The sequence below is a fragment of the Thalassotalea sp. 1_MG-2023 genome, from assembly GCF_030546745.1.
Classification (GTDB): Bacteria; Pseudomonadota; Gammaproteobacteria; order Enterobacterales; family Alteromonadaceae; genus Thalassotalea_C.
On record NZ_JAUOPD010000005.1, the window covers coordinates 178,343 to 196,505 of the forward strand.

General features: G+C 39.5%; 16 protein-coding genes. 5 read left to right on the top strand and 11 right to left on the bottom strand.

From position 1 onward, the window contains the following. Positions 1-9: 9 nt before the first annotated feature. The 11 genes from ybeD to leuS form a co-directional block, all read right to left on the bottom strand. On the bottom strand, positions 10-273 hold the full coding sequence (ybeD, locus tag Q4489_RS06050; protein ID WP_074500563.1) for a DUF493 family protein YbeD: 264 nt from the start codon (positions 271-273) through the stop codon (positions 10-12). 226 nt (positions 274-499) lie between these two features. Then, complete coding sequence (locus Q4489_RS06055; protein ID WP_303478123.1) at positions 500-1,696, bottom strand: serine hydrolase; 1,197 nt, start codon at positions 1,694-1,696, stop codon at positions 500-502. 218 nt (positions 1,697-1,914) lie between these two features. Next, on the bottom strand, positions 1,915-2,685 hold the full coding sequence (locus Q4489_RS06060; RefSeq protein ID WP_303478124.1) for a septal ring lytic transglycosylase RlpA family protein: 771 nt from the start codon (positions 2,683-2,685) through the stop codon (positions 1,915-1,917). Position 2,686: 1 nt separating this feature from the next. Further along, positions 2,687-3,802, bottom strand: a complete 1,116-nt coding sequence (rodA, locus tag Q4489_RS06065) for a rod shape-determining protein RodA (protein ID WP_303478125.1) — start codon at positions 3,800-3,802, stop codon at positions 2,687-2,689. Positions 3,803-3,829: 27 nt separating this feature from the next. Then, entirely contained in the window at positions 3,830-5,782 is a 1,953-nt protein-coding gene (gene mrdA, locus Q4489_RS06070; protein ID WP_303478126.1) for a penicillin-binding protein 2, read from the bottom strand. A 2-nt stretch (positions 5,783-5,784) separates the two neighbouring features. Then, a complete protein-coding gene (rlmH, locus tag Q4489_RS06075; protein ID WP_303478127.1) occupies positions 5,785-6,255 on the bottom strand; it encodes a 23S rRNA (pseudouridine(1915)-N(3))-methyltransferase RlmH in 471 nt (156 codons plus the stop codon). 6 nt (positions 6,256-6,261) lie between these two features. Next, entirely contained in the window at positions 6,262-6,582 is a 321-nt protein-coding gene (gene rsfS, locus Q4489_RS06080) for a ribosome silencing factor (RefSeq protein ID WP_303478129.1), read from the bottom strand. Between the two features lie 77 nt (positions 6,583-6,659). Next, on the bottom strand, positions 6,660-7,322 hold the full coding sequence (gene nadD, locus Q4489_RS06085) for a nicotinate-nucleotide adenylyltransferase (RefSeq protein WP_303478130.1): 663 nt from the start codon (positions 7,320-7,322) through the stop codon (positions 6,660-6,662). Continuing rightward, a complete protein-coding gene (gene holA / locus Q4489_RS06090) occupies positions 7,303-8,352 on the bottom strand; it encodes a DNA polymerase III subunit delta (protein ID WP_303478132.1) in 1,050 nt (349 codons plus the stop codon). The genes nadD and holA overlap by 20 nt, the downstream gene beginning before the upstream one ends. A gap of 19 nt (positions 8,353-8,371) precedes the next feature. Then, entirely contained in the window at positions 8,372-8,884 is a 513-nt protein-coding gene (gene lptE, locus Q4489_RS06095) for an LPS assembly lipoprotein LptE (RefSeq protein ID WP_303478134.1), read from the bottom strand. Next, a complete protein-coding gene (leuS, locus tag Q4489_RS06100) occupies positions 8,884-11,463 on the bottom strand; it encodes a leucine--tRNA ligase (RefSeq protein WP_303478136.1) in 2,580 nt (859 codons plus the stop codon). Before leuS ends, lptE begins: the two co-directional genes overlap by 1 nt. 299 nt (positions 11,464-11,762) lie before the next feature. On the opposite strand from leuS, the gene Q4489_RS06105 reads away from it, so the two are divergent. The 5 genes from Q4489_RS06105 (at position 11,763) to nuoC (ending at position 18,160) form a co-directional block, all read left to right on the top strand. Beyond that, positions 11,763-12,242, top strand: coding sequence for a hypothetical protein (locus tag Q4489_RS06105; RefSeq protein ID WP_303478137.1), 480 nt, complete (start codon positions 11,763-11,765; stop codon positions 12,240-12,242). A 143-nt stretch (positions 12,243-12,385) separates the two neighbouring features. Then, positions 12,386-14,779: an ATP-binding protein gene (locus tag Q4489_RS06110; RefSeq protein WP_303478138.1), complete on the top strand. Its 2,394-nt coding sequence runs from the start codon at positions 12,386-12,388 to the stop codon at positions 14,777-14,779. Positions 14,780-15,300: 521 nt separating this feature from the next. Beyond that, on the top strand, positions 15,301-15,726 hold the full coding sequence (gene ndhC / locus Q4489_RS06115) for an NADH-quinone oxidoreductase subunit A (RefSeq protein ID WP_303478140.1): 426 nt from the start codon (positions 15,301-15,303) through the stop codon (positions 15,724-15,726). Next, complete coding sequence (locus tag Q4489_RS06120; protein WP_303478142.1) at positions 15,726-16,364, top strand: NADH-quinone oxidoreductase subunit B family protein; 639 nt, start codon at positions 15,726-15,728, stop codon at positions 16,362-16,364. The genes ndhC and Q4489_RS06120 overlap by 1 nt, the downstream gene beginning before the upstream one ends. Beyond that, the gene (gene nuoC / locus Q4489_RS06125) at positions 16,361-18,160 is read left to right on the top strand and encodes an NADH-quinone oxidoreductase subunit C/D (protein ID WP_303478143.1); all 1,800 of its coding nucleotides are present in this window, start codon (positions 16,361-16,363) and stop codon (positions 18,158-18,160) included. Before Q4489_RS06120 ends, nuoC begins: the two co-directional genes overlap by 4 nt. The last annotated feature ends 3 nt before the right edge of the window (positions 18,161-18,163 follow it).

The following is an 18,163-nucleotide window of genomic DNA, read 5'->3' on the forward strand; positions in this document are numbered from 1 at the left end:
TGTTAATCGCTACAGTACGTATCGCACTGGCTCAATATCATTGAGCGTTTTATAGATAAGTTCGATATGTTCTTTACTTGTTACGGTAACAGCCACAGAGACAGAGTGATAATTTCCTTTAGAGCTCGGCTTGATGGTAGGCGAATAGTCGCCAGGTGTATGCTTTTGAAGTTCCGCAACAACAAGGTCTGGCAGTTCATCGCAAGCAACGCCCATGACTTTGAAGTTTAATACTGTCGGAAATTCTAATAGTTCATCAAATTTGGTTTTCATTACGGTGCTCATTAAAGTGTTTGCTTAATATCAAAGAGCTGAATTATCAGGCTAAGCAAAATTTCGGCTATTTTAACATTGTTTCTTGCAGAGCAAAATGGTGCTTTTAAAGAGAATTTCAAGTAAGGGTGTAAATTTAACCACACAGAACCAATAAAGCACCCGAAGGTGCTTTATATTAAGTAGTACTTTTTAACAAGTGTACCTAGACCATGTTGTACTTCGTTTAATGAGTAAATTGAAGCTTTATGTAGTCAACTAAACGGTCAAACATTCCGCCTTCATTAATTTCTTGTAACGTAACCATTGGGTATTGGCCGATATCTTCACCGTCAAGTTGTAAAAATACCGTGCCAACAACTTCACCTTTTGTTAATGGCGCAACGAGTTGTTTGTTTAATTCAAAGTTGGCTTTGAGGTTTTTACGTTGACCGCGAGGAATGGTAATTGGGGTATCTTCAAGTATACCTAACTCAACTTCTTTTTTATCGCCCATCCAAACGCGATTTGTTGCAAACGTTTCACCTGCTTTATAAGGTGTATAGGTTTCGAAAAATCGGAAGCCGTAATTTAATAGTTTTCTACTTTCAACAAGGCGTGAACGTTCACTGTTTGCCCCCATCACAACACTAATTAAACGCATGTCACCTTTGGTTGCAGAACTCACTAAACTGTAACCTGCTTGAGCAGTATGACCGGTTTTTAAACCGTCTACATTCATGCTTTTATCCCATAAAAGCCCGTTGCGGTTTACTGTTTTAATACCGTTATAAGTGTAAGATTTTTGTTTATAAATCTCATACTCTTCTGGTACATCACGGATTAATGCTTTAGCTAATGTTGCCATATCTCTTGCTGTGGTTTTATGCTCTGTGCTGTCTAAACCGTGGCTGTTTTCAAAATAACTACTGCTCATGCCTAGTTGCTCTGCATAAGCATTCATCATATCGGCAAACGCGCCTTCACTGCCTGCAATATGTTCGGCAATTGCGACACACGCATCATTACCGGAAGCAACAATAATCCCTTGGTTTATTTCATGAATAGGAACTTCTTTACCTACTTCTAAAAACATTAATGACGAGCCTTTAAAGATAGGATTACCTGTTGCCCATGCATTTTTGCTAATTTTAACAGGGTCGTTATTTTTGATATTTCCTGATTGCAGCTCTTTACCAACAATGTAGCTTGTCATGATTTTAGTTAAGCTGGCTGGAGCAAGAAGAATATCAGCATTTCCTTCTGCGATAACTTTACCGGTGGTGAAATCAACTAAAATATGCCCTTTAGCATTAATTTGCGGAGGAGAAGGAATAATTGCTGAAGCATGACTAAGTGATGAAATTGAGAAAGCGATACAACCAACAAATGTGAGTAACTTTTTACCATTTGTAGTTATTTTTTTTACCAAAGATGATGGCATAATTAACCTTTTATAACTTGAAATTTATGTAATACAGTAGAATTACCGAGTTTATTGAACATTCACCCGAACACCAGTTTTTCAAAAGTATACCAGTTTTGCAGGCGATTACTACGTTGTAACGTCGAGGAATTTGTATCTTTTGATGTTTTACTCTATCGCTGACAAATACGACACGTTTTTTGGCTAACTAGCGTGGCTTGATCATAATCCGCTCTTTAATATTTTACGGTAAAAGCAGATGGATAGCCTTGTGTCTTTAGCTGTTCTAGCAGCATGCTAATGACTGTCTTTTCTTTGATAGGGCCAATATGAACTTTGTAATAGCCATTTTCTTGTTTAGCTTTGGTGGGGTAATTAAACAATGTACTAATTTTGTTGGCGGTTTTATTAGCTTGAGTTGAGTTTTTAGTGGCAAAAACTTGAATATAATGCGTTTTTTCTTTGTTAACTACTGTGGCTTCTTGGTTGATATTGCTAATTGCTTCTACAGTAACTTGTGCGGTTCCTGTTTTAAGCATATCTAACTTATATGCTGCACTATATGACAGGTCAATCACACGATCTTCATGGAAAGGGCCGCGGTCATTTACTCGCACAATGACAGATTTATTATTGGCGAGGTTGGTGACTCTGACATACGTTGGTAATGGTAAGTTTTTATGGGCGGCACTCATACCGTACATATTATAAATTTCACCGTTTGAGGTTAAATGACCATGAAATTTTTTACCGTACCAAGAAGCTTCACCTTGTTGCTTAAAGTTAGAGGCGTTATCAAGTACTTCATACTGAATACCTCTAACGGTGTAGTTTCGGTTACCACCTCTACTTTTTTTCTCAACTCTGGGTATCGCGTCTTGTAACTCTACAGCGCTAGGTTTCCTAGTTGGTGAGCTATCGTGTTGTTGTTTATAGCGCCCTTGTTGTGCGCTACAACCCATTAATACAATAAAAACAATAATGAAAAGAAAGTTTGTATAAGTCATATTACATAATAAATCGTCTATGAGTACCAATGGCCATTAAAATGCCAAACCCAGCCATCAAGGTTACCATTGATGTACCGCCATAGCTTACCAAAGGTAGCGGCACACCTACCACGGGTAATAATCCAGAAACCATGCCTATATTGACAAAAACATAAACAAAAAAGGTTAAGGTAATACTACCAGCTAAAAGTTTAGTGAAGGCGTGTTGTGCATTAACAGCAATCCAAAGCCCTCGCATTACAATGGCTAAATACACTACGAGTAATAATGTTACTCCAACTAAGCCAAATTCTTCACTAAATACTGCAAAAATAAAATCAGTGTGCCGTTCAGGTAGAAATTCAAGTTGTGATTGTGTGCCTTGCATCCAGCCTTTACCATTTAATCCTCCAGAACCAATTGCAATTTTAGATTGAATGATATGGTAACCAGAGCCTAATGGATCTTGTTCAGGATTTAAGAAAGTGAGTACGCGTTGTTTTTGATAGTCTTTCATCAAAAACATCCATAAAACCGGTGCAAAAGCAGAACCGAGCACGGCACAACCACCGATAAGTTTCCAACTAGCACCGGCAAGAAAGATAACAAATACCCCAGAACTCGCTATTAAGAGAGACGTACCCAAGTCAGGTTGTTTAGCAATTAATAGTGTTGGGACAATCACCATTAAAAAGGCAATGATAATATGCTTAAATTTAGTGGGTAGGTCATATTGACTAATAAACCAAGCAATAGTTATGGGAACAATGAGCTTCATAATTTCAGAAGGCTGAAAACTTACAAAGCCTAAATTTAACCAACGTTGTGCACCTTTACCTACATGGCCAAAAGCTAAAACGGCAACAAGTAAACCTATGCCTACTATGTACATTGGTACCGCCCATTTTCGCCAGACTAATGGAGGGATTTGCGCAATAATAAACATGGCAACAAACGCGATGCTTAGGCGCTTTATATGCCTGATCACAGTAGCGCTATCACCACCACTTGCACTGTAAACAATGAAACCGCCTAAAATAATTAAGCACATTAACCCTATCAATAACGGCATATCTATATGTAACATTTGCCAGAACGAACGTTGTGCTTGTTGATCGTGTTTATGAGAACGCATTAAAAGCCTCTTGCTACTAGGTAGTCGTTAATCATCATCAACACCGTAGGTATTTTCGTGGAGTGGATGCGGTTTTTTACTAACAATTTCACGATCACCGAAGTACTGATCAAGTATTTGTCTTGCTACAGGGGCTGCATTGGTTGCCCCACCACCTTCAGCAACATTTTCTATCGCAACGGCAACAACGATTTCAGGGTTCTCATAGGGGGCAAAAGCGACAAACATGGCATTATCAAGTTGACTCTCTTCTGTAGTGCTCGCATCGTACTTCTCATCTTGTGCTAAATTTGCCGTTTGTGCAGAACCTGTTTTACCGGCAGCATCATACTTGTGGCCGATAAAAGCTCGGTAACCGGTAGCGCCTTTATTTTGTACCGTATTGTGTAAACCATCTAACACATAGTCCCAATTTTTATCATCTTTTAAGACAATAGGGGGTTTTTCATCGATGGCGATATTTTCAATACGGCTGGTTTGTTCTGAAGTGGTGCCATCCTGAGAGTCGTAAGTGGTTTTTGCTTTGACTAAATGTGGTACTTTTATTCGCCCTTTATTCACTAAAATTGAAATAGCTTGAGCAAGTTGCAGTGGTGTTGCGGTCCAAAAGCTTTGTCCAATACCAACGGATAGCGTTTCACCGGTATACCATGGTTGATTATATCTCGCGCGTTTCCATTCAACACTGGGCATAATAGCTTTGTTTTCTTCATAAATATCAATGCCAGTGTATTCACCAAAGCCGAATTTTTCCATCATACGAGCAATTTTCGTAATGCCTAATTTATAGGATAAATCATAATAATAAACATTACAGGATTGCTCGAGGGACTTCGATAAATTGACTTTACCGTGACCCCACTTCTTCCAATCACGGCGTTTATTTTTAACCCCTTTTAATTGGTAAAAACCTGGATCGTATATTTCGGTTTCCGGGGTGATCACGCCGTCTTCTAAGCCTGTCAACGCAAGTAATGGTTTTATGGTTGAGGCTGGTGGGTAACCTTGTACGGTACGGTTAATTAAGGGTCGATCTTTTGAACTTAATAATTTACCGTAATTTTTAGTGCTGATGCCATGTACGAATAGATTCCCGTTGTAACTAGGGTTGGAATACATGGCTAACACACCGCCATCACGAGGGTCGATAGCTACGATTGCCCCTCGTTTACCTGATAATGCGCGTTTGGCAATCATTTGCAATTCGATATCGAGGGATAAGGTTAAATCTTTTCCTGGCACCGGAGGGGTAAAGTTTAAGGTGCGAATAATACGCCCTTGGTTATTAATTTCTACTTCTTGGTGTCCTACCTTGCCATGCAATTCATCTTGGTAAAATTTTTCTAAGCCAAGCTTGCCAATATTACGCGTTGCCTTGTAGTTTTCTTCTTTTCCTTGTTCTTCTAATTTTATGGCATCTCGACGATTAATTCGCGCAACGTAACCTAAGGAATGTGTTGTTAAATCAGCAAATGGATAATAACGCTTTAAACGTGCTTCAATGAACACGCCAGGAAACTTATGTTGATTTACAGAAAACAAAGCCACTTGTTGATCACTTAAACGCGATAATAATTCAATCGGCTTAAATCGGCGTTTACTGCGTAGAGATTTAAAAAGCTTTTCTTGTTTTTCGGCTGAAATGCCTAATAATTTACTGACTTCGGTAACGGTTTTTTCGAGGTCTTTGATTTGCTCGGGGATCAATTCAATACTGTAAACAGGCTTATTTTCGGCAAGCAATACACCATTTCTATCATAAATTAAGCCACGGTTTGGTGCCACGGGTAATAGCTTTATCCGATTAGAGTTTGAACGTGTTTGGTAATTTTCAAAAGAGCTTATTTGCAAGTTGTAGGCTTTACTAAATAGCACCAACAACATGATAACTACACCCAATAATGCAATGAAGGAACGTCGCGCAAATAAATTTGCTTCTGCGGTGTGGTTTCTAATGGCGACCCGAGGCTGCTTAACCATTGTTACTCTCTATGGTAAGGGTGGTTGTTGTTGATGCTCCAAGCTCTATATAAGCTTTCAGCAATTAAAACACGGACCATAGGGTGTGGCAAAGTTAATGGTGATAGCGACCATTTTTGTTCTGAAGCTTGAATACAAGCTGGCGCTAATCCCTCAGGCCCCCCCACAAGCAGTGCAACATCTCGACCATCGAGCTGCCACTTTTCGAGATGCTGTGCGAGTTGCGGTGTTGTCAACGGCTTACCCGTGACTTCTAATGTCACGATCTTACTACCTTTAGGGATGGCCGCTAGCATTTGCTGACCTTCTTTTTCAAGGATTCTAGCAATATCGGCGTTTTTACCACGTTTTCCTGGTGTTATTTCTACCAGTTCGAATGATAAGTCACGAGGAAATCGTCTTTGGTATTCAGCAAAACCTTGAAGCACCCAAGCTGGCATTTTATTACCAACAGCAAACAGCGTTATACGCATAAATAATTAGGCTTCCCAAAGCTGTTCTAGTTGATACGTGTCCCGCGTTTCATCCGTCATGATGTGAACAATAACATCACCTAAATCAACCAAACACCATTCACCAGTATCATTTCCTTCGATTCCTAAAGGCTCAATAGATTCTGCTCGACACTCCATAATTACGTGCTGGGCGATTGATTTCACGTGGCGTGTAGAATTACCCGAGGCGATAATCATGTAATCGGCGAAGTCTGATTTTTGGCTAATGTTAATTGAGGTGATATCTCTACCTTTTAAATCATCAATTTTGTCTACAATAAATGGGGCAATTGCGTCTATGTGCAACGTTTCGTCTCTTCATTAGTAAAATATATCTGAATAATAGCACTAATCTAACACTAGGTTAATAGGTGAAAAGCGGCTTAACGATACAAATTGTGTTGGAAAATATAGTTAGCAACTTCTTTAGGCATATCGTTTTGATTGATTTGCCCTTCACGAATTGAATGTCGAATGTTAGTGGAAGAAATATCAAACGCTTTCTGCTGTACAAAACCAATTAAACCTGCGTGTGTTGTTGTCAGTTTTAGGTGATCATCGGTAAAAAACGGATTAAGTAATGTTAGCTTTTCTTTATCTAAAGTCTCTTGTTGATATCCCGGCCTAACGGTAACAATCAAGTGGCAATATTTTAAAATTTCCTGCCATTGAAACCATGAGGTAAAGGTAAGTAATGAGTCCATACCAATGATAAAGAAAAGTTGCCAATTGGGCTGTTGTTGGCTTATTTCTTTTAGGGTCTCTACCGTATACGAAGGGCTGTTACGTAAAAGCTCTCTTGCGTCTAACTGACATTTTTTATGTATATTACTTGCTAACGCGACCATGTTTTTGCGATGTTCTGCGCTGGCAACCGTCGTATTTTTATGGGGGGGAATATGTGCAGGCAACAGCAATAATTGATCAAGTGCGAATGTATCGATACATGCGATAGCAGGGTATAGATGACCGTTATGGATTGGATCAAAGGTGCCGCCTAAAATACCAATTCGTTGCTTGGTTAAATTATGCGTCGCCATACTCATAATTCAAAGACAAACCTTTTGTTGTTTCACCATAAAATAACGATGTAATCACATCGGCTAATAAAAGAAATACATTGAAATCACTGGTTGTTTTCATGGTTAAATCTACCTCAGCTATTCTTGCTAATGCAATGGCTAAGTGTGGTGGTGACATGGTGTTCAATGCTTTTTGATACAGTGGCTTTCGTTTATCCCAAATGCGATATTCTTTGAAGATAGTTTGAATGTCTTGGCCAGAAGCAATGTGTTCTTGCATAAGGTTTAATTGTTTAATTTCTTTATGGATAAACCATAATAGCTGACCAGCAGACGTTCCATCGTGTTGCAACTGGTCGAGTATGCTTATGCATTTTGATAAGTCTCCCAACAGCATGGCATCAATAAGTTGAAACGGATTGAATTTCGCTTGCTTGATCATCAGCTGTTCTGCTTGTTCAGCGATAATTAACTGCTGCCCAAATAAAATAGCGAGCTTTTGCAGCTCTTGATCGAGCGCATGTAAATTGCCTTCAAACAGTTCAGCCAGTAATAGCATAACATCAGGAAGCATATTAATTTGATAAAACCGTGCTTGCTTTTGCACCCACTGTTGTAGGTGTTTACCTTCAATATCATATAACGGTAAAAAATAGCCGTTTGATTCTAATGCTTTAACCCATTTACGCTTTTGTGTTGGGGCATCAAGTTTGTTGCCATGTATTAATAATAAAACATCGGGCACTAGCTGTTGAGCAATGTCAGCAAGTATCTTGCTACCTGTATCACCAATTTTGTTTGTCAGTAATTCAAGTTCGATGATTCGTAAACTGGCGAACAAGCTCATGGCTTGGTATTCTTGAACTAATTGTGACCAATCAAATTTATCATCAACGGTAAACTGAATTATTTCATCGAAGCCTTGTTGTTTATAGTGTTGTTTTATTGTTGAAAGGCTGTTCGATTTTTGCCATGGTTCATCACCAAAAATCAGCCATACAGGTACAGCAGGTTTGTTTAGCGTTGCTGTTAGTTGATTATGATAAATTCTCACGTGATTAATTGCTTCTCAATTAGCGTTGTATACTGGCCATATTGCGTAATATTTTGTCTGCTGCCTCAATACGCATTTCTTTCAACATCATCGATAATTCTCGACTTTTCGCCAATGCGATATCTGGGTCGTCTTGATAATCTCGATTTAATTCAAAACGAAAATCAAGGGGATCTTGTTCTTTAAATCGCAATTGATAGTTTACGGTATAGATAAGTTCATATTCCGCTACTTGTCCATTGGCAAAGACTGATAATGTTCTTCGATCTAAGGTGTCTTTTAAAATACGTAACTCAGGTAATGTATTGTCAAATTGTTTAGCAACGGTAACTTGATTACGCTGTAAATGTTGAATTGTCAGACGAGTAAGTTCACCGTACCTGTCTACCGAACTAACATTTAAATGTTGTAGCTCTGGGTCAAGCAAATAATTTCCTCGCAGCTGGAAACCGCAGGCTGTTAGCACTAAGGTGAACAGCATAACGCTGAACACCTTATAGTTAACGGGTAAGTTACTACTTACTACACTCATTAATTCGCCACAATATTTAGTAGTTTACCGGGAACGTAAATAATTTTACGAATCGTTTTACCTTCAATAAATTTAGCGACATTTTCTTCTGTGGTGCCGAGTTGTTCAACAGAGTCTTGTGTTGCATCAGCAGCCACGGTAATTTTAGCGCGTAACTTACCGTTTACTTGCACAATAATTAGCTTTTCATCTTCAACCAATGCGGTTTGATCAACAACAGGCCACGATGCGTTTTCAATCGTTGTACCATCACCAACTTCTTGCCATAAATGATGACCTAAATGAGGTACAATAGGTGATAACATTAATACCACCGCTTGAACCGCTTCTTGCATTACTGCGCGATCTTCTTCGCTCGTTAGTGGTGCTTTAGCTAAATGGTTCATCAGCTCCATAATTGCAGCTATAGCCGTATTAAATGTGTTTCTACGGCCAATATCATCACTGACTTTATTGATGGTTTTGTGTAATTCTCTACGTAAGGTTTTTTGTTGGCTGTTTAAAGAAAGGCCAGCCAAATCTGGCGCACTGCCGCTTGCTTTGAAATCTGCCGCCAATTTATAAACGCGTTTTAAGAATCGATGTGCACCTTCAACGCCAGAGTCAGACCACTCTAGTGTTTGCTCAGGTGGAGAGGTAAACATAATAAATAAACGCACAGTATCCGCACCAAAAAGTTCAATCACTTCTTGTGGATCAATGCCGTTATTTTTAGATTTAGACATTTTACTCATGCCGGCAGAAATAACAGGTTGGCCATCAACTTTACTGGTTGCTTTGATCACTGCACCTTTTTCATTCCGTTCTACTTCGACATCTGAAGGTGAAATCCACTCTTGTGCGCCATTTTCACTTTCACGATAATAAGTATCTGCTAACACCATACCCTGACATAACAAGCTTTTAAACGGTTCGTCGCTATCTACTAAACCAACATCACGTAATAACTTATGGAAAAAGCGTGCGTATAAAAGATGTAAAATGGCATGTTCTATACCACCAACATATTGATCAACGGGTAACCAATAGTTAGCTTTTTCTGGATCTAGCATTTGCGTATCATCGTTTGGAGAGCAAAAGCGTGCGTAATACCATGAAGACTCCATAAACGTATCAAAGGTGTCTGTTTCTTTGAATGCCGCTTCTCCATTATAAGTGGTTTTTGCCCACTGAGGGTCGTCTTTTATTGGAGAAGTAACGCCATTCATTACTACATCTTCCGGTAATTCTACGGGTAACTGATCTTCAGGTACTGGTACAGATTCACCGTTTTCAAGGTTAATCATGGGGATAGGTGAACCCCAATAACGCTGACGAGAAACCCCCCAGTCGCGCAATCGATAGTTAACTTTAATGTTTCCTTTACCTAACGCGATTAATTTATCAGCAATAGCGTTAAATGCTTCTTCAAATGATAAACCGGTAAATTCGCCTGAATTGACTAACGTGTTCTTTTCAAGGATGGCAGCTTGTTCTATGTCGTCACCTTCGCTAGCGGCAATTACTTGGTGAATGGCTAGGCCATATTTTTTCGCAAATTCAAAGTCACGTTGGTCATGCCCAGGTACTGACATTACCGCGCCTGAACCATAGTCCATTAATACAAAGTTTGCTGCCCAAACGGGGACTAACTCACCTGTTAGTGGATGAACAGCTTTTAAGCCGGTATCAACCCCTTTCTTTTCCATCGTGGCAATATCAGCTTCAGTGGCTTTGCTTTGCTTACATTCATCAATAAAAGCGGCTAGGGCTTGATTCGATTTTGCTGCTTCGAGTGCTAACGGATGTTGTGCTGCTAAAGCAACATACGTTACGCCCATTACCGTGTCAGGACGAGTGGTGTAGATATCGAATTGTTGATCGCTGTTATGAACATCAAAGGTCATTTCAACGCCTTGAGAGCGACCAATCCAATTCTTTTGCATGGTTTTTACTTGTTCCGGCCAGCCTTCTAACTGATCTAAATCATTTAATAGCTCTTCGGCGTAATCGGTAATTTTAATAAACCATTGCGGTATTTCTTTGCGCTCAACAATCGCGCCCGAGCGCCATCCGCGACCGTCGATGACTTGTTCGTTGGCGAGTACTGTTTGATCTACAGGATCCCAGTTAACCGTTGCATTTTTTTTATACACTAAACCTTTTTCGTATAATTTAGTGAAAAACCATTGTTCCCAGCGGTAGTAATCTTTTTTGCAGGTAGCTAATTCGCGATCCCAATCATAGCCAAAGCCTAACGATTTAAGTTGGCCTTTCATGTAATCAATGTTTTGATAAGTCCACTTAGCGGGAGCTGAATTGTTTTTTATCGCAGCGTTTTCTGCAGGTAAGCCAAACGAATCCCATCCCATAGGTTGCATAACATTTTTGCCTTGCAAGCGCTGGTATCGAGAAATTACATCACCTAGGCTGTAATTGCGTACATGGCCCATGTGTAATTTTCCGCTTGGGTAAGGAAACATAGATAAGCAATAAAACTTTTCTTTACCTGGCTGTTCAACGGCTTTAAATGTTTTGTTCTCAGCCCAATGTTTTTGTACTGCAGCTTCGATAGCTTGGGGATTGTAAATGGATTCCATTAATGGTGTTCTCAAAAATTTGAAGTGATGCGAATTTCGCGTTAAGAAATTCAGATCAAAAAGATAATTTAATAATCGCTATAGAATACATGATTTACCGTGATGGCGACAAGTTTATATGATGCTATTTTATGCGAAAATCTTGAAGAGAAGCTAACCACTGTAAACCTATTAAAAAGCTTATGCGGTTTGGTGGCATATTATGTTAGATGCTTGATTGTTTCTTACTTAGAGGTAAAGACCACCCGTGCCTAAAAACTGCTATACTTTCATTAAAACAAAACGTTGACGGAAGTAAGATGAAAAAAGATAACTATTCTGACTTTTATCAAGACATGTCTGACTGGATCACAGATGTCAAAAAACATGAAGTCACACAAATTGTTGAATTGGTAGAACAAGCAAAATCAATTCTGTTTGCCATGGAAAAGTTGCCGGAAGATCGTGTTAAACAATTTGTCGCAAATTTTAAATATGATCTACAAGAGTTTTATGCACAGAATCAAAAAGAGGCGAAGCATTCGATTTATTTATCCTTAATGAAGGAATCTTTTTGGGCGAATATGGCAAATATTACCGATAAATCACAAGTTGAATGGGCTGAAATTCCTGATGATTTTCAGCATGACGGTATATATCAAGAAGGTGATATTATTGGCTTTGGTATGCTTGAGTGCCAACAATGCCATAAGGCGACTGCTGTTACGCATATGACGGAAGTGAAAAAATGTATCTATTGCGGGCATGATCATTTTATTAGAAAAAGTTTAACGCCATAGTCGAGGTATTTTTTGCGACTTTACCTTAGTTCAGAGTACACTATGCCTTGATAAATGTTATCAAGGATGGTTTACCTTGCCATATATGAATGAATACCATCCGCCCGTAAACTATTTACTTTCTGTACTCAGGTATCATCAATATGACCGTAAGTCTTAGCCAATATCGATTGGCGCCGGAAAAATTAACTGCAAAGTTAGATGCATCGCTTTTCAAAAACATCGCTCAAGACTCTTCTCAATCATCAATATTTCTTGGTCATCAACGAGCAAAAGAAGCGTTAGCATTTGGCTTATCAATGCAAACACGAGGGTTTAATGTTTTTGCGATGGGTGAGCATGGCACGGGTCGACAAACATTAGTTAAACAAATGCTCACAAAACTTGCTAGCGAGCAAGTAACACCTGATGAGTGGTGTTATATCAATAACTTTGATGATGTTCATGCGCCTTATAAGCTTTATGTAAGTCCTGGTGATGGTAAACAGTTACTAGCTCGAATGAATACATTCATAGATGAATTATTAGATTTATTTCCTGAAATTTTTGATAACCCAAGCTATCAACGACAAAAAGCAGCAATAGATCGCGAGTTTAATCGAAAGTACGATCAGGCCATTGCACATGTTGAGGCTTTGGCGTTAGAAAACGAAGTGGTCGTATATGAAGAAGCAGGTGAAATTGCCTTTGCGCCTTTAAATGACGGTAAACCATTAAACGATCAAGAGTTTGCTAAATTAGATGAAGCCAAACGCAATGCCTTTTATGACGAACTTGAAAAATTAGAAAACATTCTTTCTGAGCAATTAATTGAACTTCCCCAATGGAAGCGCATTTCGTCAGATAAATTACGCAAATTAAAGCAAGAAACGGCAGAGCAAAGTATTCGTCCGTTTTTACAAGAATTAGAAGACGAATTTGCTAACAATGATGGAGTATTAAAATACTTATCAAGTGTTAAACATCATGTGGTTGATGTGGTGTTAGAATTATTAGTAGTTGAAAACGAAGACCAGCAACCGAACGAAAAAGACACACGAAAATTAATGGTTGAGCGTTTTTTACCAAACCTATTAGTTGCGCGGGATGAACATGAGGGTGCCCCTGTTGTATATGAGCAGAACCCTACTTTTCAGCGTTTATTTGGTCATGTTGATTTTGCTAGCTTTCAAGGAAGTACTTATACCAGTTATCGGCTAATTCGTCCTGGAGCTTTACATCGTGCCAATGGTGGCTACCTATTACTTGAAGCTGAGAAATTGTTAAATCAACCCTTAGTTTGGGCAAAATTAAAACTCGCGTTAAAAACGCAAGAAATTACCATTGAAAACCCATACTCTGAATTTGCTCAACCTGGTTCTTTTAGTCTTCAACCAGAAAAAATACCGTTACAAGTAAAAGTTGTGCTGTTAGGTGACCCTGATATTTATTATATGCTTCAAGATTACGATCAAGAATTTACTGAGCTTTTTCGTGTACTTGCAGATTTCGACCGTTATTTAGATACCAGCGATGAGCGTTTATTAGAATACGCACAACTCATAAGGCAACGAGCTTACCAACAAAAATACCCTGAGCTTAGCGACTGCGCAGTGTTAGAACTTATTCGCTATGCATTAAGGCGTGCAGAACACCAACACAAAATATCTGCAAATATCGTGCAAGTGAACGACTTACTTGATGAGTCTGCTTACTTGTGGCGCAAGGCAGAATTAACCACCCCGTTAACCGCTGAGCATGTGCTGCAAGCAATAAAAGCGAAAGAGAAACGAACCGGGCGCATTAGTGAAGCATGGCTAGATGAAATTAAAGAAGAACAAGTGTTGATCAGTACGTGTGGCCAACAAATAGGGAAAGTTAATGGTTTAACGGTACTTGAAATTGGCGATACTGTGTTTGGTACTCCAGCTAGGATCACGGCAACTGTCTATGCGGGGAGTCACGGCATTACCGATATTGAACGAGAAGTCGACCTTGGTAAATCGATACATTCGAAAGGTGTATTATTACTCAGTGGTTATATTGGCCACAAATATGGGCGTGAGCTGCCAGTGTCAATTTCAGCCAATATTGCGATAGAACAATCTTATGGGCATATAGATGGCGACAGTGCTTCAATGGCTGAATTATGTGCGTTGATTTCTGCAATTGCTCAACTTCCAATTGAACAAGCAATAGCGATAACGGGTTCTATGAACCAGCATGGGGAAGTGCAATCGATTGGTGGCGTTAATGAAAAAATAGAAGGATTTTATCGCCTTTGCAAAGATAAAGGCTTAACGGGTCAGCAAGGGGTGATTATTCCAAAAACGAACATGACAAATTTAATGTTAGCTCCAGAAGTTATTGCCGCGGTTAACGCCAAGAAGTTTCATATTTATGCGGTTGATAATGTAGATCAATCAATGGAAATATTAATGGGTCAAACAGCTGGTGAAATCAATAGTGTGGGGCGCTACCCTAGAAAATCAATTCATGCACAAGTGTTAGCCAAGTTAGGCCAATTAACGGAGCTGATAAACGGCGCAGAAGAATAGCAAAATGTAATTCTTCTGCGTGTTTAACTTTGTTCAATGATTTTGCAGCCTTTAGTTTGTTTTTTTATCATTTACAGCGTTCTTGTCGTGTAGCTATGCTTCTTCAAGAACGTAGCAACAACGCAACAACAACGTAGAAAATTAAACAATCGCTGCCTTTTTAGTTCATTTATACCACAAAGCTCAATATGCTCTTATACTTCTAGCAACGGTAACGAAAAAGGGTGTCATCGCTGTTTGCCCTTTACATGGAGTAACCACCCGAAATTACTCACGCCTTGAACAAAAAACGTTGAATACGAATTACATTTAAACCACAAAGTTCAATAGCCCCTAATTTTAATTAATTGAATGTACGGTATATTTGCAAAATATTATCTTTGTCTTATGATTAGAATAGCTGATTAAAAAACAGCTCGTATCGCAGGCTTTTTCTGATATGAGCAATATAATACTGCCGGTAAGTAAGTAGTCTATCGCGATAATAAATCAAATGTTAAACATTTGGGGAGCTCAGTGCGATGGGTGAGCAAGTCTCGCAAATTTGGCCGATTGCTGCATACTTTTTAACGCTGGTTATCATGTTAGTTGCCATGATGATACTTTCTCATGTGCTTGGTACTAAAGCGAAACTCCCTGCAAAAAACTTACCCTATGAATCTGGCGTTATATCTGTTAATGCTAATAAAACTCGCTTTACCTCTCATTTTTTTCTTTATGCCGTCTTTTTTGTCATTTTTGATCTAGAAACGATTTTTCTCTTTGCTTGGGTCATCGCCTTTAAAGAGTCAGGGTGGCCTGGGTTTATTGAAGCATCTGTTTTTATTTTTATTCTACTTGCAGCGTTACTATATTTGTATCGCGTTGGCGCATTGTCATTAACCAGACGGCACTTGTCGATTAAAGCAGACACAATCCAAATCAATCATACTGAAAAGGAGCGCTAATGGAGTGGTCGTTAACTAAAGCTGAACTTGATAAACAAATGTCGCAGTCTAAGCAACAAGTTGAACAAGAGTTATCGCGTAATGTTTTGTTTTCTAAATTAGATGATTTAGCCAATTGGGGGCGTAAAAACTCTATTTGGCCTTTTAATTTCGGGTTGAGTTGCTGCTACGTTGAAATGGCGACCAGTTTTACTTCAAGACACGATATTGCGCGTTTTGGCGCGGAAGTGATCAGAGCAACGCCACGTCAGGCTGATTTGATGGTCATTTCTGGTACATGCTTTCGAAAAATGGCGCCAGTTATACAGCATCTTTATGAGCAATTATTAGAGCCTAAGTGGATAATTTCAATGGGGTCTTGTGCTAACTCTGGTGGTATGTACGATATTTACAGCGTTGTACAAGGCGTTGATAAGTTTATCCCCGTTGATGTTTATGTACCGGGTTGTCCGCCAAGGCCAGAAGCGTTAATGGAAGCCATTTTATTATTGCAAACTAAGATAGCTCATCAACCAAGACAAGTTAGTTGGATGGTAGATGAAGCTGGTGTGAGTGAAATAGCTAAACCTTCTTTGCGAGACATCAAGCACGAGCATCGTATCGCAACGACCAATTTAGATGAGCCAGATTCCGTATGACAAATCAGGTGGATATATCGCTCAGTCAAGATTGGCACCAACCTAATCAACTGCCTATTATTGAAGAAATTCGCGCATTGATTCATGACGTATCGTTAATACCTGCAAATAAGCAAGATAATATTTGTGATGATATTCCAACGGTTTGGCTGTTAAAACAAGATGTATGCCGAGTGATGCAGGCTGTTCGACATGAATTAATTGAGCCTTTTACCGTTTGCTTTGATATTACCGCTATCGATGAAAGTGAAAGACGCCATAAGTCTAAACATGTGGCTGACTTTACCATTAGTTATCACTTAACATCTCCGCAAAGAAACCAAGATATTCGGTTAAAAGTTGCGCTTACAAAACACGATAAATCAATCGAAAGCGTTTGCCAATATTGGCCTAATGCTAATTGGTATGAGCGCGAAGTGTGGGATATGTTTGGGGTGGTTTTTCTTAATCACCCACATCTTTCGCGTATTTTGATGCCATCAACATGGCAAGGACATCCACTGTTGAAAACGCACCCTGCTAGAGCAACAGAAATGGATCCTTTCACACTACCAAAACATAAACAAGACGAAGAGCAAAAGGCATTACAGTTCAACCCAGAAGCTTGGGGAATGAAGCGTCAAGGTCCAGATAATGATTTCATGTTTTTAAATTTAGGGCCGAATCACCCGAGCGTTCATGGTGCTTTTCGTATCGTATTGCAAATGGATGGCGAAGAAATTGTCGATTGTGTCCCCGATATTGGATATCACCATCGCGGCGCAGAAAAAATGGGAGAAAGACAATCATGGCATAGTTACATTCCCTATACCGATCGTATTGATTACCTCGGTGGTGTGATGAACAACTTTCCGTATGTGATGGCAGTCGAAAAACTTGCCGGCATTCAGGTGCCTGAACGCGCAAAAGTTGCACGCATAATGACAGCCGAAATGTTTCGAATTCTGAGCCATTTACTTTTTTACGGTACGTTTGCCCAAGATGTCGGTGCACTTTCACCCATTTTTTATATGTTCGTAGATCGCGAAAAACTGTTCGGTATTGTTGAAGCTATTTCGGGGGCTCGTATGCACCCTAGTTGGTTTCGTATTGGTGGTTTAGCGTCAGATTTACCAAAAGGTTGGCAGACACTTGTTCGAGAATACGTGAATTACCTACCAGCCAGACTTGATGAATATGACAAGATGGTCATGCAAAACAGTATCTTAAAACAACGTACCCAAGGAATTGGCGCGTACTCTACTAAAGAGGCGCTTGAATGGGGCGTTACTGGCCCTGGCTTACGTGCTACAGGTTATTCATGGGATTTACGAAAGCAGCGACCGTATGGTGGTTATGATCAATTTGATTTTGAAGTGCCAACCGGTAGCAACGGGGATTGTTATGACCGCTGCCGCGTTCGAATTGAAGAAATGAGGCAAAGTATTCGTATTATCGAACAATGCTTAAATAACATGCCTGAAGGTCCTTACAAAGCGGAACACCCACAAACAACACCGCCTGATAGAACTCGTACCATGACAGATATTGATACTTTGATCCCACATTTTATCAACGTATCTTGGGGGCCTACAATTCCTGTTGGTGAAGTATCTGTTGCGGTAGAAGCGACCAAAGGCATTATGGGCTATCACTTGATCAGTGACGGTTCAACGATGAGTTATCGCACACGCATAAGAACACCGAGTTTTGCGCATTTGCAAATGCTACCGGTGATTTCTCGAGGCCAAATGGTTGCAGATTTAATCGCGACACTTGGCAGTATTGATTACGTGATGGCTGATGTTGACAGGTGATGT

What these genes read in the sequence shown, in the direction of transcription:
- ybeD (WP_074500563.1), bottom strand. Translation starts at nt 273, where the DNA reads ATGAAAACCAAATTTGATGAACTATTAGAATTTCCGACAGTATTAAAC.
- Q4489_RS06055 (WP_303478123.1), bottom strand. Translation starts at nt 1,696, where the DNA reads ATGCCATCATCTTTGGTAAAAAAAATAACTACAAATGGTAAAAAGTTA.
- Q4489_RS06060 (WP_303478124.1), bottom strand. Translation starts at nt 2,685, where the DNA reads ATGACTTATACAAACTTTCTTTTCATTATTGTTTTTATTGTATTAATG.
- rodA (WP_303478125.1), bottom strand. Translation starts at nt 3,802, where the DNA reads ATGCGTTCTCATAAACACGATCAACAAGCACAACGTTCGTTCTGGCAA.
- mrdA (WP_303478126.1), bottom strand. Translation starts at nt 5,782, where the DNA reads ATGGTTAAGCAGCCTCGGGTCGCCATTAGAAACCACACCGCAGAAGCA.
- rlmH (WP_303478127.1), bottom strand. Translation starts at nt 6,255, where the DNA reads ATGCGTATAACGCTGTTTGCTGTTGGTAATAAAATGCCAGCTTGGGTG.
- nadD (WP_303478130.1), bottom strand. Translation starts at nt 7,322, where the DNA reads ATGAGTATGGCGACGCATAATTTAACCAAGCAACGAATTGGTATTTTA.
- lptE (WP_303478134.1), bottom strand. Translation starts at nt 8,884, where the DNA reads ATGAGTGTAGTAAGTAGTAACTTACCCGTTAACTATAAGGTGTTCAGC.
- leuS (WP_303478136.1), bottom strand. Translation starts at nt 11,463, where the DNA reads ATGGAATCCATTTACAATCCCCAAGCTATCGAAGCTGCAGTACAAAAA.
- Q4489_RS06105 (WP_303478137.1), top strand. Translation starts at nt 11,763, where the DNA reads ATGAAAAAAGATAACTATTCTGACTTTTATCAAGACATGTCTGACTGG.
- Q4489_RS06110 (WP_303478138.1), top strand. Translation starts at nt 12,386, where the DNA reads ATGACCGTAAGTCTTAGCCAATATCGATTGGCGCCGGAAAAATTAACT.
- ndhC (WP_303478140.1), top strand. Translation starts at nt 15,301, where the DNA reads ATGGGTGAGCAAGTCTCGCAAATTTGGCCGATTGCTGCATACTTTTTA.
- Q4489_RS06120 (WP_303478142.1), top strand. Translation starts at nt 15,726, where the DNA reads ATGGAGTGGTCGTTAACTAAAGCTGAACTTGATAAACAAATGTCGCAG.
- nuoC (WP_303478143.1), top strand. Translation starts at nt 16,361, where the DNA reads ATGACAAATCAGGTGGATATATCGCTCAGTCAAGATTGGCACCAACCT.